This window comes from Kribbella sp. CA-293567 (genome assembly GCF_027627575.1).
In the GTDB taxonomy this organism is placed as follows: domain Bacteria; phylum Actinomycetota; class Actinomycetes; order Propionibacteriales; family Kribbellaceae; genus Kribbella.
Window position 1 is genome coordinate 1,911,483 of sequence record NZ_CP114065.1, and the last position, 15,756, is coordinate 1,927,238.

At 70.1% G+C, this 15,756-nt stretch carries 17 protein-coding genes; 10 read left to right on the top strand and 7 right to left on the bottom strand.

The annotated features are described in order from the left end of the window. Window positions 1–129: 129 nt before the first annotated feature. The gene (gene fdxA, locus OX958_RS09250; protein ID WP_131285641.1) at window positions 130–456 is read left to right on the top strand and encodes a ferredoxin; all 327 of its coding nucleotides are present in this window, start codon (window positions 130–132) and stop codon (window positions 454–456) included. A 72-nt stretch (window positions 457–528) separates the two neighbouring features. On the opposite strand, the gene OX958_RS09255 is transcribed toward fdxA, so the two are convergent. Beyond that, the gene (locus OX958_RS09255) at window positions 529–1,500 is read right to left on the bottom strand and encodes a hypothetical protein (protein WP_270136812.1); all 972 of its coding nucleotides are present in this window, start codon (window positions 1,498–1,500) and stop codon (window positions 529–531) included. A 100-nt stretch (window positions 1,501–1,600) separates the two neighbouring features. Further along, window positions 1,601–2,539, bottom strand: a complete 939-nt coding sequence (gene dapD / locus OX958_RS09260) for a 2,3,4,5-tetrahydropyridine-2,6-dicarboxylate N-succinyltransferase (RefSeq protein ID WP_270136814.1) — start codon at window positions 2,537–2,539, stop codon at window positions 1,601–1,603. 93 nt (window positions 2,540–2,632) lie between these two features. Between dapD and OX958_RS09265 the strand changes: the two genes are divergently transcribed. Next, a complete protein-coding gene (locus tag OX958_RS09265; protein ID WP_270136815.1) occupies window positions 2,633–3,490 on the top strand; it encodes a phosphotransferase family protein in 858 nt (285 codons plus the stop codon). Window positions 3,491–3,516: 26 nt separating this feature from the next. Here OX958_RS09265 and OX958_RS09270 read toward each other — a convergent pair whose 3' ends face one another. Both OX958_RS09270 and OX958_RS09275 read right to left on the bottom strand, forming a co-directional pair. After that, window positions 3,517–4,518 (bottom strand): LacI family DNA-binding transcriptional regulator, encoded by a 1,002-nt coding sequence (locus OX958_RS09270; protein ID WP_270136816.1) that lies wholly within the window; start codon window positions 4,516–4,518, stop codon window positions 3,517–3,519. Between the two features lie 92 nt (window positions 4,519–4,610). After that, a complete protein-coding gene (locus OX958_RS09275) occupies window positions 4,611–4,958 on the bottom strand; it encodes a TraR/DksA family transcriptional regulator (protein ID WP_270136817.1) in 348 nt (115 codons plus the stop codon). Window positions 4,959–5,054: 96 nt separating this feature from the next. On the opposite strand from OX958_RS09275, the gene OX958_RS09280 reads away from it, so the two are divergent. The 6 genes from OX958_RS09280 (at window position 5,055) to snpA (ending at window position 10,550) form a co-directional block, all read left to right on the top strand. Beyond that, window positions 5,055–5,771 carry a VOC family protein gene (locus tag OX958_RS09280; RefSeq protein WP_270136818.1) on the top strand — a complete coding sequence of 239 codons (717 nt, stop codon included), beginning with the start codon at window positions 5,055–5,057 and terminating at the stop codon, window positions 5,769–5,771. Further along, entirely contained in the window at window positions 5,758–6,819 is a 1,062-nt protein-coding gene (dapE, locus tag OX958_RS09285; RefSeq protein WP_270136819.1) for a succinyl-diaminopimelate desuccinylase, read from the top strand. The genes OX958_RS09280 and dapE overlap by 14 nt, the downstream gene beginning before the upstream one ends. 53 nt (window positions 6,820–6,872) lie before the next feature. Then, complete coding sequence (locus OX958_RS09290) at window positions 6,873–7,742, top strand: TIGR00730 family Rossman fold protein (protein WP_270136821.1); 870 nt, start codon at window positions 6,873–6,875, stop codon at window positions 7,740–7,742. 76 nt (window positions 7,743–7,818) lie between these two features. Further along, entirely contained in the window at window positions 7,819–9,117 is a 1,299-nt protein-coding gene (locus OX958_RS09295) for a DivIVA domain-containing protein (RefSeq protein ID WP_270139017.1), read from the top strand. A gap of 10 nt (window positions 9,118–9,127) precedes the next feature. Next, on the top strand, window positions 9,128–9,688 hold the full coding sequence (locus OX958_RS09300; protein ID WP_270136823.1) for a DNA-3-methyladenine glycosylase I: 561 nt from the start codon (window positions 9,128–9,130) through the stop codon (window positions 9,686–9,688). Between the two features lie 199 nt (window positions 9,689–9,887). Next, a complete protein-coding gene (gene snpA / locus OX958_RS09305) occupies window positions 9,888–10,550 on the top strand; it encodes a snapalysin (protein ID WP_270136825.1) in 663 nt (220 codons plus the stop codon). 74 nt (window positions 10,551–10,624) lie between these two features. On the opposite strand, the gene OX958_RS09310 is transcribed toward snpA, so the two are convergent. Beyond that, window positions 10,625–11,416: an enoyl-CoA hydratase/isomerase family protein gene (locus OX958_RS09310; RefSeq protein WP_270136827.1), complete on the bottom strand. Its 792-nt coding sequence runs from the start codon at window positions 11,414–11,416 to the stop codon at window positions 10,625–10,627. Between the two features lie 32 nt (window positions 11,417–11,448). Then, entirely contained in the window at window positions 11,449–12,297 is an 849-nt protein-coding gene (locus tag OX958_RS09315; RefSeq protein ID WP_270136829.1) for a PaaX family transcriptional regulator, read from the bottom strand. A 184-nt stretch (window positions 12,298–12,481) separates the two neighbouring features. Here OX958_RS09315 and OX958_RS09320 point away from each other — a divergent pair, with 184 nt between their 5' ends. Beyond that, the gene (locus OX958_RS09320; RefSeq protein ID WP_012923066.1) at window positions 12,482–12,649 is read left to right on the top strand and encodes a DUF3117 domain-containing protein; all 168 of its coding nucleotides are present in this window, start codon (window positions 12,482–12,484) and stop codon (window positions 12,647–12,649) included. A gap of 105 nt (window positions 12,650–12,754) precedes the next feature. Then, window positions 12,755–14,275 (top strand): leucyl aminopeptidase family protein, encoded by a 1,521-nt coding sequence (locus OX958_RS09325; RefSeq protein WP_270136832.1) that lies wholly within the window; start codon window positions 12,755–12,757, stop codon window positions 14,273–14,275. 295 nt (window positions 14,276–14,570) lie between these two features. Here the strand turns inward: OX958_RS09325 and glgA are convergent, their stop codons facing one another. Further along, entirely contained in the window at window positions 14,571–15,740 is a 1,170-nt protein-coding gene (gene glgA, locus OX958_RS09330; protein WP_270136833.1) for a glycogen synthase, read from the bottom strand. Between the last annotated feature and the right edge of the window lie 16 nt (window positions 15,741–15,756).

The following is a 15,756-nucleotide window of genomic DNA, read 5'->3' on the forward strand; positions in this document are numbered from 1 at the left end:
ATGCGGACTCCTGGCAGAGTGGGGCGGGTACTACCGTGATACTAGGTAGCCGGACCACCATATGAGCATCTGGAACACCGCACCGCAGCACCCAGTCCGCTGCGCCTGCTGGCTATAGGAGGAGTACCAGTGACCTACGTCATCGCGCAGCCGTGTGTTGACCTCAAGGATCTTGCCTGCGTCGAGGAATGCCCCGTCGACTGCATCTACGAGGGCAACCGGATGCTTTACATCCACCCCGACGAGTGTGTCGACTGCGGAGCCTGCGAGCCGGTCTGTCCGGTGGAAGCCATCTACTACGAGGACGACACCCCGGAGCAGTGGAAGGACTACTACACCGCGAACGTCGACTTCTTCAACGACCTCGGCTCGCCTGGCGGCGCGTCCAAGATGGGCAAGATCGACAAGGATCACCCGTTCATCGCCGCGCTGCCTCCGCAGGAGCACGACGAGTAGGTCTTCCCGAAGACAACGGGACACCGCAGCGAGCCGCTTCCGGCGCGCTGCGGTGTTCTGCTTCCGTGCCGGCTACTGGTCGATCACGTCGACGTGCACGTGGTCCAGGTGCCGGAGGGTGTCCTTGTTGCCGGGACGGTCCGGGGCCGTGTAGTCGCGCCAGCCGTTGTCCGACCGGCCGCCGGCGGTCCAGATCTTGTCGCTGAAGATCACGGTCCGGATGCCGAGGTGTTCGGCGCGGGCCACCAGGTACTGCGCGACGGCCCAGCCCTTGATCGTGGTGGGTGCCGAGATGGGCTTGACGAAGATGTCCACCGCGCGGCCCTCGTAGTGGGCCGAGCCCTCCATATGGCCGGTCTTGACGCCGCCCGCCTGGAAGCCGCCGGTCGAGAGCTTGCCGAAGGTCTCGGCGAGGTCCTTGCGGACCGCCTCGGCGCGGGGAGTCAGCCCGGTCCGGCCCATCGTCTCGGCGGGCAGCGAATCGGTGTTGACGGTGCAACTGAAGGCTGCCGCGGTCTGGCCGGTCAGTGCGGAGGCGAGGATGCGGGCATCCGCCTCGTGATCGGCGTACGCATTGGGGAAGGCGCTGCGCTGCACCTTGTCGGCAGCGACGGTCACTGCGAGCGTCTGGTAGTTCTTCACCTTCACCAGCGCGTCGTAGAACTTCCCGGCCGCGTAGTGCGGGTCCTGCACCTGCGCGGCCGTGCCCCAGCCCTGCGACGGCCGCTGCTGGAACAACCCGAGCGAGTCACGGTCGCCGTGGGTCACGTTGCGCAGCCCCGACTCCTGGTACGCCGTCGCCAGCGCGATCGTCGCCGCCCGCGCCGGCAGGCCACGCCGTACCGCGATGCCGACGATGATCGCCGCCGACTCGGCCTGCTCGTGACTCACCACCACGGACCCGCCACTGACTGTCGCCTGGCACTGCTCGCGCGGGGGCAGCAGCGGCCCGAACTCCTTGCCGCTGATCCAGGAGATCCCGGCCCCGACGGCAAGGGCGAGCGCGCCCACTGCACCTATTGCGACCACAGCGCCACGGTTCATCGGCATACCGAACCCAACGTGCGGGCCCGGCGTACTGGTTCCTGAACAGAGGTCACGTTCTGTACGACGTGCGGAACCGTCACTTGGTTGGCGTGGTTCGTCACGCGTTGGCGTGCAGTGCCTCGTTGAGCGTGATGCCCTGGCCCTGGCGTGGGCGAGCCTCGACCGCGCCGGTGACCGAGTTGCGCAGGTAGAGCAGGCCGGGCTGGCCGGACAGCTCCCGCGCCTTCACCACCGAGCCGTCGGGCAGCGTGACCTTGGTGCCGGCGGTCACGTACAGCCCCGCCTCGACCACGCAGTCGTCACCGAGCGAGATGCCGATCCCGCCGTTCGCGCCGAGCAAGCAGCGCTGGCCGATCGAGACGACGGCCTTGCCGCCGCCCGACAGGGTGCCCATGATCGACGCGCCGGCGCCGATGTCGCTGCCGTCGCCGACGACCACCCCGGCCACGATCCGGCCCTCGACCATCGAGGTGCCGAGCGTTCCGGCGTTGAAGTTCACGAAGCCCTCGTGCATCACGGTGGTGCCCTCGGCCAGGTGCGCGCCGAGACGGACCCGGTCCGCGTCGCCGATCCGGACCCCGGAGGGGACGACGTAGTCGGTCATCCGCGGGAACTTGTCGACGCTCGTCACGGCCAGGTGCAGGCCGGCGGCGCGGGCACGCAGCCGGACGCTCTCGATCTCGTCGACCGGGACCGGGCCGTGCGAGGTCCAGGCGTTGTTCGGCAGGGCGGCGAAGATGCCGTCCAGGTTGAGGCCGTGCGGACGGACCAGGCGGTGCGAGAGCAGGTGCAGCCGCAGGTAGGCGTCGGCGGTGTCCGCCGGTGCCTGGTCGAGCGTGATCGCGGCCTGCACGACCGTACGGCGTACCTGGCGGAGGTCGTCGTTGCCCTCGGCAGCGATCAGCTCGGCCGGCGCCTTCGCGTCAGCAGGCGCCTCACCCAGTTCGGGGGCTGGGTACCAGACGTCGAGCACGGTGCCCGAAGCGGTGACGGTGGCGAGGCCGAAGCCCCAGGCGCGAGTGGCGTTCTCAGTCATGCCCAAAGCCTGCCAGACGCCCGAAACCTGGCGGCGGGGGGTCGCCGGGGCATGCTGTACCGGTCGGCTGCCCCCGTCCGGAAGGATCTTTTCATGCTTCCCCACTGGCTCGATCCGATCGCCGGGCCCGTCCTCTCCGCCACCCAGGCGCCATCCGTCGCCGAGCTCAAGGGCGAGGTGCTGCGGGAGTGGGGATCCTCGGAGGTCTGGCGGCTCTCGTACGGGCTGCGCAGCGTAATCGTGAAGCGGGGCAGCGATACGCAGGCGAGCGAGGGAACGGCGTACGAGCGGTTCGTAATGCCGTTGCGGTTGCCGGCACCTCGGCTCGTGCATGCGGTCGAGACCGAGGGTGCGGTGCTGCTCGTCCTGGCCGATGTCGGGCTGGTGAATCTGGAGCAGGAGCCGACGGTGGAAGGCTTCCTGGCCGGCGCCGAACTGCTGGCCGAGGTGCGATCGAAGCCGGTGGATGCGGCCAGCGAGTTCACCTCGACGCACCTGCTCGACCTGGTACGGCGCAGTCCGGCCGATGCCGAGCTGACCGCGCGACTCGAGTCTCTGGCGGAGCTGGTCGACCAACTGCACGAAGACGCGCCTGCACGAGTCGTGCACGGCGACTACGTGCCGAAGAACCTGGTCACCGACGGCACGCGCTGGACCATCGTCGACTGGCCGCTCGCCTACGTCGCCCCACACCTCAGCGACCTCTACACCCTGGTCCGCGATGCCGTTGCCTTCGGCCACCAACCGGACCCGATCGTGGCCCGCTACCGCGACGCCGCGGGCACCGACCCCGCCCTGGTCCGACGCCAGCTGACGATCGGCGGAGTCGCCTTCACCCTGCGAGCACTGACCTGGATCGTCGAGGAAGGCCGCCGAACCGTGCCGTCCTCCAACGAGTGGATCGGCTCCCTGCTGACCGAACTCGCCACCATCACCAACGACCTGCGATGAACCTTTTCGTCCCCGCGGAAGCCGGGTCAGGGGTGTTTTGGGGCTGAGGTGGCTCGGATGTGGAGTTCGGTGCGGAGGGTGACTGTGGACGGGGGCCGGTCGGGGGAGGTGATGCGGTCCTTGAGGAGCAGGCCCGCGGTGCGGCCGAGTTCGTAGGTGGGCTGGGCGACGGTGGTGAGGGAGGGGACCATCAGGCCGGCCCAGGGGAGGTCGTCGAAGCCGACCACGGCGAGGTCGTCGGGGGCGCGGAGGCCTCGTTTGGCGAGGCATTCGAGGGCGCCGACGGTCATCAGGTTGTTGGCGACGAAGAAGGCGTCGGGGCGTTCGGGGCCGTCGAGCAGGCTCTCCATCGCGGCGTAACCGCCGGCCTCGCGGAAGTCGGCGTGCCGGACCAGGTTCTTGTCGAAGCGCAGGCCGGCACCGCGGAGAGCGGCGCGATAGCCGGCCAGCCGGTCCATCGCCGTACTGACGCGACGGGGGCCGGTGATGCAGGCGATCCGGGTGTAGCCGCCGTCGATCAGGTGTTTCACGCCCTCGGCCGCGCCGTGCTCGTTGTCGACCAGGACGGTGTCGGCCTCGACGCCCTCCACCCGGCGGTCGATCAGCACCATCGGGGTCTTCGCCTGGTCGAGCAGCTGAACCCCCTCGGCGGTCGACGTCGGCGAGATCACCACGCCGGCCATCTGGTCGGTCAGCACCGCCGACGCGTACGCCGCCTCCTTGGCCGGGTCCTCGTCGGAGTTGCACAGCACGACGTGGTACCCCTCGGTCTGCGCGACGTCCTCCAGCCCGCGGACCAGGGAGGTGAAGAACGGGTTCTCGATGTCGGAGATGACGACGGCCCATAGGTTGGTGCTCGCGCGCCGCAGGTTGCGGGCCACGCCGTTCGGGCGGTAGCCGAGCTCCGCGACGGCGGCGCGGACCTTCTCGGACAGTTCGGGATCCACGTTGCGGCGGCCGCTGAGGACCCGCGAGACGGTGGCCGGCGAGACGCCGGATCTACGCGCGACGTCGTAGATCGTCGTCATGCTCGCTCCCCTGTTCACAACCCATCGGCCGCCCGGACGGCTCCAGGATCTCACGTGGGTGCTGCTCGGCCGGGCCGGCCGGAGCCTGCTGCTCAGGTCGCGCAGTCGATGCAGGTGCGCGCGCTCGGCCGGGCCACCAGGCGGCCGGCCGCGATCGCGTTGCCGCAGGTCTCGCACCGGCCGTAGTCGCCGGCGTCCAGCCGGGCCAGCGCGCCGTCGAGGTCCCCTAGGCGTTTGCGCGCGTCGTCCAGGAACTTGCTGGTCTGGGACCGCTCGAAGGCGATCGTCGACCCTTCCGGATCGTGCTCGTCGTCGGTCGCGACCAGCCGCGAGGCCTCCATGATGGCCTCCAGGTCGGCGCTCAGCGCGATGATCCGCTCCGCCGTACCGGCCCGGTCGGCGGTGAGTGCTGCCCGAAGCTCGGGATCGACTGCTGTCATGGCAATGATTGTGACCCGGATTCAGGGCCAGCGGCCGAGCTCCGGTATGTCGCCCGCGATCGGGCCCACCGCCGTGCGGCCCACTAGCCTTGGAACATGAGTCTTGGGCGCTTCAAGGATCTGTGTATCGATGTCGGTTCGCCGAGCGTGATGACCTCGTTCTGGGGCCAGGTGCTCGGGCTGACGACGCCGGCCGACAACCCCGAGGTGCTGCTCGGGAACCGGCCGGAGCAGACGGTCTGGATCAACCGGGTGCTCGAGGCGCGGACCTTGAAGCAGCGGGTCCACCTGGACGTCAACACCACCTCGGTCGAGGCGCTCGAGCGGCTCGGGGCCAGGCTGCTGAGCCCGGTCAGCGAGGAGCAGCCGTGGGCGGTGCTGGCCGATCCCGAGGGTGGCGAGTTCTGCGGGTTCGTGCGCGACAAGGTGCCGGAGTACCGGTTGATGGAGCTGGTGGTCGACTCGGCCGATCCCGCCGCGCAGGCTGCCTGGTGGGCCGGGATCGTCGGCGGTGACGTCGGGCAGGAGCCGGGCAAGCCGTACTGCTGGCTCGAGAACGTGCCGGGCCTGCCGTTCAAGTACTGGGTGTTCGTCCCGGTGCCGGAGCCGAAGGCGGTCAAGAACCGGATCCACTGGGACATCACGGCCGACGACCTGGACGCCGTGCTCGCCGCGGGTGCGACACTGCTCCGGCCCAAGGACGACACCATCGGCTGGCACGTCTGCGCCGATCCCGAGGGCAACGAGTTCTGCGTTTTCCTGCCCGACCAGACCCAGTCACCCGCAGCTGAGGATTCCGATGGCGAAGCTTGATCTGTCCCTGTCCGGCCCCGACCTGTGTACGGCGCTGGTCGACGTCTCGTCGGTCAGCGGGACCGAGCAGGAACTGGCCGACGCGGTCGAGGCGGCGCTCTCGGCGTACCCGCACCTGAGCGTCAGCCGGCACGGCAACACCGTCGTCGCCCGGACCGAGCTGGGCCGCGCCGAGCGGATCGTGATCGCCGGGCACCTCGACACCGTCCCGCTGAACGGCAACCTGCCGGCCCGGCGCGCGGACGGGCTGATCCACGGGCTCGGTGCCTGCGACATGAAAGGCGGCGTCGCCGTCGGCCTGCGGCTCGCGGCGACCCTGACCGAGCCGAACCGCGACGTCACCTACGTGTTCTACGACTGCGAAGAGATCGAAGCCGAGCGAAACGGTCTGTTCAAGCTCACCCAGACGCATCCCGACCTGCTGCAGGGCGTGTTCGCCGTGGTGATGGAGCCGTCGAACGCGGTGGTCGAGGCAGGCTGCCAGGGCACGATGCGGGTCGACGTGACCACGCGCGGCGAGCGGGCACACTCGGCGCGGTCGTGGATGGGCGAGAACGCGATCCACGCCGCCGGCGAGATCCTCGACCGGCTGGCGGCGTACGAGCCGCGGCGGGTGCCGATCGACGGGCTGGAGTACCGCGAGGGCCTGAACGCGGTCGGGATCAGCGGTGGGGTCGCCGGCAACGTCGTACCGGATCTGTGCGTGGTGTCGGTGAACTACCGGTTCGCGCCCAGCCGGTCGGAGGCGGAGGCCGAGGCGCATGTCCGGGAGGTGTTCGCCGGGTACGACGTGGTGGTCACCGACACCTCCCCGGGTGGTCTGCCGGGGCTCGACCGGCCGGCCGCGGCCGCGTTCCTGCAGGTGGTCGGCGGCGAGCCGAAGCCGAAGTTCGGCTGGACCGACGTGGCGCGGTTCACGCTGCTCGGCGTACCGGCGGTGAACTACGGGCCGGGGGATCCGCTGCTCGCCCACAAGCAGGAGGAATTCGTGCCCGACGCGGAGATCGAGCAGTGTGAACAGCGGTTGAGGAGTTGGTTGACGGCGTGAGGCGCGCCCCGTTCCAGCAGGTCCGTACTGGTTCGCCGCACTAACCTGGGGGCATGGCAGAACCATCGATCCACCCCGACCGTCCGCAGGGCTCGCAGCAGCGAGGGCCTGTCGTGATGCGCCGCAACCAGGTGCAGCAGTCGACCTCCGAGCAGCGGCTGCTGGACAGCCGCGGCCCGTCGGACTGGGTGCACACCGACCCGTGGCGGGTGCTGCGGATCCAGTCGGAGTTCATCGAGGGCTTCGGGATGCTGGCCGAGCTCGGGCCGGCGATCAGCGTCTTCGGGTCGGCGCGGACCAAGCCGGACGACCCGATGTACGCCGCCGCCGAGCAGTTCGGGCGGAAGCTGGTCGCGGCCGGGTACGCCGTGATCACGGGTGGCGGGCCGGGGGTGATGGAGGCGGCGAACAAGGGCGCCTCCGAGGCGGACGGGGTGTCGGTCGGGCTGGGCATCGAGCTGCCCTTCGAGAACGGCCTGAACGAGTGGGTCGACGTCGGGATGAACTTCCGCTACTTCTTCACCCGCAAGACGATGTTCGTGAAGTACGCGCAGGGGTTCGTGGTGATGCCGGGCGGGTTCGGCACCCTGGACGAGCTGTTCGAGGCGCTCACCCTGGCGCAGACCCGCAAGGTGACGTCGTTCCCGGTGGTGCTGTTCGGTACGTCGTACTGGAGCGGGCTGGCCGACTGGCTGCGCGAGACGATGCTTGCCGACGGCAAGATCTCGCCGGCCGACCTGGACATGTTCACGATCACCGACGACGTGGACGAGGCGATCAGCTACATCGTCAAGTCCGGTGAGCTGGCCGACGCGGCGGCCGAGGAAGCCGCGTCGTCGGCGGCGCGGGACGTCGCCGAGGCCGACAGCCCGGAGGCCCGGGAGCGGCGTGAGGTGCGGCGGCTCGGCTCCGACGGGAGCTGAGACTGCCTCTTGACAACCGGCGACCGGCCCGTGGTTGTGCGGGGTTGTCCGTCGGCATGGCACGATCGGTCCCGTGATGTGGTTCTTCGGGTTGATTGTGGTGCTCCTGATCGGGGCTGTTGCCGTCGTTGCGTCGGGACGATGGGGTGCGATGGGCCCCGCGTACGACGACCGGCCGGATCTGACGGTGCCCGCGCGGCAAGCGCTCACCGCCGCGGACCTGGAGACGGCCCGGTTCGGCGTCGGCCTGCGCGGCTACCGGATGGACGAGGTCGACACGCTGCTCGAGCGGGTCGCCCGCGAGGTGGCCGAACGCGACCGCCGGATCGCCGACCTGGAGCGAGCCGTCAGCCCGATCGTCCACGGTCCCGAAGGTGCCGGCTTCACCGCCCGCGCCGACTACCAGTACGCCGACTTCGACGACACCGGCTACAGCAAGCCGATCCTCGTCGGCGGTGACTTCCCACCGCAGCCGGAAGCCGCGAACACCCCGGAGCCGGCCGAAGCACCCCCCGCAGCCGAAGCCGCCGCCGAAGTGCCTGCCGCACAGGAAGCCCCGGCCCAGCCCGAGACCGACCTCCCCGGTGACGCGCCTGCTCAGCCGCCCGCAGTTGGCAGCACCGAGGATGACGCAACCTCGCCGGCCCCTGCGGCAGTCGAAGCTCAGCCGGACATCGCCCTTCCCGGCGGTGTGCCCGTTCAGCAGCCGGCCGCCAGCAGCACCGAGCCGGAGTCCGCTCCGGCTGACCAGCCCGCTGTCGCCCGCGCAGAAGCACCGGCGGATCTGCGCGACGAGCATGCTGTGACCCGTGCAGACGCATCCGCGGCATCGGCGGATCTGCACGACGAACACGCTGTGACTCGCGCAGACGCATCCCCGGCATCGGCGGATTTGCGCGACGAGCACGCTGTGACCGGCGCAGACGCATCCGCGACATCGGCGGATCTGCACGAGGACCATGCTGTGACCGGCGCAGACGCATCCCCGGCATCGGCGGAGCTGCGCGACGAGCACGCTGTATCCGGCTCAGACGCACCGCCTGCGCGGACGCACGACGACGTACCGGCTGATGACTGGTTCACGAACGACGAGCCGCCGGTCTCGGCTCTCGACGAGCAGCCGAAGGCGCCCGTCCCGCTTCCGCCGCTGCTCCAGGAGCTTGTGCACACCCAGGACGACTCGGAGGCAACTCCGTGGTTCGAGGCCAAGGAGCCGCCGCCGGACCACACCGGCACCTTCCAGGCCGTCACCCCGGACGTGGACGCCACGGACCAGGCAGCTGAGGAAGACGCCGATGGCCTCGACGCCGACGGCCGGCCACGCGGCCGCCACAGCGCCGCGCCCGATGTGAGCTCCGTCCAGCGCCCCACCTGATGATCACCGCATGACCGCGCCCAGTCCCGACGGCGCGCTCCGCTGCAGCTGGGCGACCTCGGCCCCGGAGTACATCGCGTACCACGACGACGAGTGGGGCCGGGAGATCCGCGACGACCAGGCGCTGTACGAGCGGCTGACGCTGGAGGGGTTCCAGTCCGGGCTGTCCTGGATCACGATCCTGCGCAAGCGGGAGAACTTCCGGCGGGCGTTCGACCAGTTCGACCCCGAGCGAGTCGCGGCGTACGGCCCGGGCGACTTCGACCGGCTGATGGCCGACGCCGGCATCGTCCGCAACCGGCTCAAGATCAACGCCACCATCACCAACGCCCGGGCCCTGCTCGAGCTGGCGCCCGGCGAGCTGACCGAGCTGCTCTGGTCCTTCCGGCCCGCCAACCACCCGGCGCCGAAGACGATGGCCGACGTCCCGGCCACCACCCCGGAGTCCGTCGCGATGTCGAAAGCCCTGAAGAAGAAGGGCTTCGTCTTCATCGGCCCCACCACCAGCTACGCGCTGATGCAGGCGACCGGCATCGTCAACGACCACCTCGCCGACTGCATCGCCCGCTGACCGGACCGGGGCTGTGAGCGGTCTCAAACGACGGGTTACCCGGCCGGTTCCGGTCCGTACCGAGCGTGCGTGCAGGAATACCCTCGGTTATTTCCCGGCCTGGTGCGGAAAATGCGGGCTCTTGGTATCACTTTCGGGTCAGTTGCTTTCGGTAGTCCACCGATCGCTGTCCGCCCCAAGATCTGAATGAGGCCCGCCCATGCCACGCAAGATCATGTCCTCCCTGGCCGTCCTGGCCACCGCCGCCCTCGGCGCCACCGCCTTCGCCGCCGTCCCCGCCGCGGCGGCGCCCGCTCCCGAGCGGGCGGAGGCCACCGTCGTCTCGTCGTACGCCGGTTCGCCGGAGGAAGCCGCCAACAACAAGGCGTTCTACGACGCGGTGATGAAGTCCGCCAAGGCCCAGCAGGCCAAGAGCGGCAACAAGCTCGCCGCGGTCACCGTCCGGTACCGCGTCAACGCTCCCACCTTCGCCAGCCAGATCGCGCGCTCGACGCAGATCTGGAACTCGTCGGTGAGCAACGTCCGGCTGGTGCAGACCACCGGGACGTACGACTTCTACTACCGTGAGGGCAACGACTCCCGCGGTTCGTACGCCTCCACCAACGGTCACGGCCGCGGCTTCATCTTCATCGACTACCGCCAGGCCCAGCAGTACAACTCGACCCGGATCACGGCCCACGAGACCGGCCACGTGCTCGGTCTGCCGGACCGCTACTCCGGTCCGTGCAGCGAGCTGATGTCCGGTGGCGGCCCCGGCCCGTCCTGCACCAACGCGACCCCGAACGCCAACGAGCGCAGCCGGGTCAACCAGCTGTGGGCCAACGGCAAGACCGATCTGAACACCTTCCGGACCGTTCGCTGAGCGGCCTGCCGATCCACTGAACGCGCTGCGGCCCGGAACCGGTCAGGGTTCCGGGCCGCGGTGCGTCAGCAGGCCTACTTGCCGTGGAAGACCGGCTTCTCCTTGGCGACGAAGGAGGCGACCGCGTTGTGGTGGTCCTCGGTCGCGCCGGTCAGCCGCATCTTGCCGGCCTCGAACTCCAGTGCCTCGGCCAGGGTGTGCGTCGCGGAGTACGCGACCGACTGGCGGATCGAGCCGTAGGCGACCGTCGGGCCGTTCGCCAGTTTGGTGGCCAGCTCGGCAGTCGCGGCCGTCAGTTCCTCCGCCGGTACGACGGAGCTGGCCAGGCCGAGCGTCAACGCTTCGGCCGCGGGCACCGTGCGCGGGAAGTAGAGCAACTCGGTGGCACGAGCCTGGCCGACCAGCCGGGGGAGGGTCCAGGAGATGCCGGTGTCGCAGGACAGCGCGATGCCGGCGAAGGCGAGATTGAATCCCGCCGTCTCGGCGACGATCCGGAAGTCGCAGGCGAAGGCCATCGACGCGCCGGCCCCGGCGGCGACCCCGTTCACCGCGGCGATCACCGGCTTCGGCATCTCGGCCAGGGCCAGCGCGATCGGGGCGAAGTGGTCGGGGACCGTGCTCCACAACGCGTCCAGGTCGTTGGCCTGGAGCAGCCCGATGTGCTCCTTCAGATCCTGGCCGACGCAGAACGCGCGCCCGGTGCCGGTCAGCACGACACACCGGACGGCGTCGTCCGTGGCGGCCGCCTGGACCGCGTCCCGCAGCGCGACCTTGGTCGGCGTGTCGAGCGAGTTCATCGCGTCCGGCCGGTTCAGCGTGATCGTGGCGACGCCCGCGGTCACGTCGTACGCGACAGAGTCACTCATCGTGGCAAGCTCCTAGCACTCGGTGAAAACAGTCAGTGAACGGTCAGGCAGTTGTCCACGAAACGCCCGGCCGCGTGGCTCAGGCGGGTGGCGTGGAAGTCGAAGAAGGCGGCCGCCCGGGTGCCGGCCCAGTCGGCCGGCAGCAGTTCGGCCGGCAGGCCCGGGTCGACGAACAGGAACTTGCGCCATTCGTGCACGAGCTCCGACCGTACGGCGAACGCCTGCTCGTCGGTGACCTCGTCGCCCGCGCTGCTGGCCAGCGGCTTGGCCTCGGTCAGCCACACGTCGTACGACGCGCCGAGCGCGTCCAGCTTCCAGACCCGGCGGGCGAACTCCGCCGCGTCGTCCTCGACCGGCGCCCGGAACCGGTCCGCGGCGATGCCTTCCTGGCCGAGGATCTGGTCCACCTCGGCGTCGTTGCGCAGCCCGACCCAGGCCGCGTCGGACAGCGGAGCCCAACCCAGGAAGGCGAGTTGACCGGCCAGTTGCTCGCGGCGGCGCGCGTTCGGCACCTCCTGCAGGATGACCAGATGCCAGTGCCCGTCCCAGCTCGGGTCGCCCTTCCGGCCGGCGCCAGGGCCGCTGTCAGGGCCGCCGGCGGAGTCGTTGCCGTCGGCCTCGGAAGCGGTCCGGTAGATCCGGGCGGCGGCGTCGTCGAGGCGGCGACGCGCCCGGGAGGTCAGGCCGTAACCAGGTTGTCCGTCGATCCGGACCGGCTCCAGCCAGCCCTGCCGGACCATCCGCGACACGGCGGTCCGGACAGCCGGAGGATGCACGCCCAGCGGGGCAAGCAGCCGTACCAGAGCGGCCACCGGTGCGCGCGCGCCGCGGGCGCGCAGGTGGTCGCCGTACAGGTCGAAGAGCGCTGATCGGGCGTGCACGAGACCTGAGTCTGCCGTATGGTGCACGGCTCTGGCCCGGGATCGGGGATAATGGGTCGAGATACACACTTTGCGATGCGCGCCGACGGCGCATCACCGCGTGGGCGCCGGCGACGGACAGCCCCTGCGGTGTCGTCGCTCAACACCGAAGAGGGCAGTATCCAATGAGGGAAGGGGTGCGCGCATGGCGGCGATGAAGCCGCGGACGGGCGATGGTCCGCTCGAGGTCACCAAGGAGGGCCGGGGCATCGTGATGCGGGTTCCGCTCGAGGGCGGCGGTCGGCTCGTGGTCGAGCTGAACGCCGATGAGGCGACCGAGCTGGGGAACGCGCTCAAAGCCGTTGTCGGCTGATCCAGTCCCCGAAACACTCCACGACCCCGGTGGGTGCCGTTTCCGGCACCGGCCGGGGTCGTTACGGTTGCATCCACACCCTTTGACCAGAAGTGAGGACGTCAGGTGGCTCGCCGCAGCAGCGCCCGCAACATCTTCCCGACCCTGCCCGCCGTCAGCTGGCAGCCCGGGCTCCCCGTCCACGGGGCGCGGACCTGGGTGATCCTGGTCGGTGAGGCAGGTCTGCCGGCCGCCGCGAAAGAGGCCGGTGAGCGGCTCGGCGTGGACCTGGACCGGCTGCTCGAGGTGCAGCGCGAGACCGGCTTCAGCCACGCCGCGGGCACGACCGCGGCGTACCCGCTGCTGACCGGCGCGGTCACCGAGGTGCTGCTGGTGGGTGCCGGCGACGGTACGCCGCTGGAACTGCGACACGCCGGAGCGGCGATCGCGAGGTTCGGCCGGGGCAAGGACGAGCTGACCACGGTGGTTGCCGAGGGCATCGGCGACGAGGGGCTGCAGGCGTTCGCCGAGGGCGCCGCGCTGGGATCGTTCACGTTCACCCGGAAGACCGTGGACGTGGGCAAGCCGGTGGTCGAGCGGATCGTGCTCACCGACGGCACCGACCAGGACCGGGCGGCTCCGCTGGCGCGCGGCCTGGTGATCGGCCGGACCGGCTGGCTGGCGCGGGAGCTTGCGACCACCCCGTCGAACGAGAAGGATCCGGCCTGGCTCGCCGCCCGCGCGACGGAGCTGGCGGGCAGGACGGGACTCGACGTCAAGGTCTGGGACGAGGGCCAACTCGCTGCCGGAGGTTTCGGCGGCATCCTCGCGGTCGGTCAGGGCTCCACCCGGCCGCCGCGGCTGATCCGCCTCGACTACACGCCTGACGGCGCCACCAAGGACACGCCGTACGTCGTACTGGTCGGCAAGGGCATCACCTACGACACCGGCGGCCTGTCGCTGAAGCCGCGCGAGAGCATGGTGTCGATGAAGCGCGACATGACCGGCGGCGGTTCGGTGATCGCGACCATGGCGGCGCTACGGGAGCTGGGCGCGCAGGTCAAGGTGACCGGGCTGATCTGCGCTGCGGAGAACATGCCGTCGGGCACCGCGTTCCGGCCGGACGACGTGATCCGGCACTACGGCGGACGCACGACCGAGGTCAAGAACACCGACGCCGAGGGCCGGCTGGTCCTGGCCGACGGACTCGCCTACGCGGTGAACGAGCTGAAGCCCGACGCGATCGTCGACATCGCCACACTGACCGGCGCGATCAAGGTCTCGCTCGGATCGATGCTGTACGGCGGTCTGTTCGCCACCGATGACCGCCTCGCCGAGCAGCTGACCGGCGCGGGTGAGGTCTCCGGCGAGCGGCTGTGGCGGATGCCGTTGCCGGACGTCTACACCGATCTGATCTCGACGCCGATCGCCGACTCGGTGAACAGCTCGAAGGGACCGGGCTCGATCACCGCCGCCCTGTTCCTGAAGCCGTTCGCCGGCGGCCTGCCGTGGGCGCACCTCGATCTGTCGAGCATCGCCGAGTCACCCCGCGACGAGTTCGAGTACTCCCTCGGCGCGACCGGCGCCGGCGCCCGCCTGCTCACCACCTGGCTGACAGGCGAGTCGCCGACCGCGGGCATCGGCTGAGCGACCGGAGCTCCACCACAGACCAACCACGCTGAGCCCAGCCGGCGCACGCTCAGCGTGGGCTCGGCAGGGTGGCTTCGAGCGGGTTGGTCTGTGGTGGAGCTCCGGGCCTCCTGCTCAGCCCCGCCGATCTTCTGGAAAGTGTGGGTGCCGTCGAAGAGGCTTTCGATGCTGCTTCCACGAGGTGACCAGGACTTCTCGCCGGAGGGCGACAGGCTGTTTGCCGCCAGCAACAGATCGGCGGAGCGACTGCCGCGAGGGCGGTCGGCCCCCACGCCGGTGGAGTTTCCCTTACCTAAAGCAGCGACTGGTAGAGCTCGACGGTGCGGTCGGCGACCGCGTCCCAGCCGAACTCCGAGATGGCCCTGGCCCGGCCGGCCTTGCCCATGGCCTCGGCCTGAGCGGGATTGGCCACCAGGGCGTTGATGCCTTCGGCCAGTTGGCGTTCGAAGGTGGCGGGGTCGTTCTCGTCGTAGGGAACCAGGGTGCCGGTGACGCCGTCGACGACGACGTCCGGGATGCCACCGACGGCGCTGGCGACGACGGCGGTCTCGCAGGCCATCGCCTCCAGGTTGACGATGCCGAGCGGCTCGTAGACCGACGGGCAGCAGAACGCGAGCGCGTGCGTGAGGACCTGGCGGACCTCCTCGCGCGGCAGCATCTCGGAAACGATGAAGACGCCGTCGCGGGTCGCCTTCAGCTCGTCGACGAGGGCATCGGTCTCGGCCTTCAGCTCAGGGGTGTCGGCGGCACCGGCCAGCAGCACGAGCTGCACCGACGGGTCGAGTTGCAGCCCGGCGCGGAGCAGATGTGGGACGCCCTTCTGGCGGGTGATCCGGCCGACGAACGTCACGTACGGACGAGTGAGGTCGACCCCGAGCCGCTCCAGTACGCCGGTCGCCGGGTCCGGGTGGTAGAAGTCCGCGTCGATGCCGTTGGTGATGATGTGCACCCTGGCCGGATCGATCGCCGGGTAGCTGGCGAGGATGTCGTCGCGGGTCGCGTTGCTGACCGCGATCACCGCGTCGGCAGCCTCGTACGCCGTCCGCTCGGCCCAGCTCGACAACCTGTACCCGCCACCGAGCTGCTCCGCCTTCCACGGCCGCAGCGGCTCCAGCGAGTGCGCGGTCACCACGTGCGGTACGCCGTACAGCAGCTTGGCCCAGTGGCCGGCCATGTTCGCGTACCAGGTGTGGGAGTGCACCAGTTGCGCGCTGCCCACGGCCGCCGTCATGGTCAGGTCGGTGGAGAGGATCCGCAGCGCCGCGTTCGCGTGCTCGATCCGCGCGTCGTCCTCGGAGTGCGCGATCGCGCCGGCCCGCGGCTCACCCATGCAGTGCACCTCGACCGCGACCTCACCCCGCTGATGCAGTTTGCGCAGCTCCCGGACCAGGAAGTCCACATGCACCCCAGCCCCGCCGTACACGTCGGGCGGGAACTCACGCGTCAAGATCGCGATCTCCATGCTCCGACACTAAGCC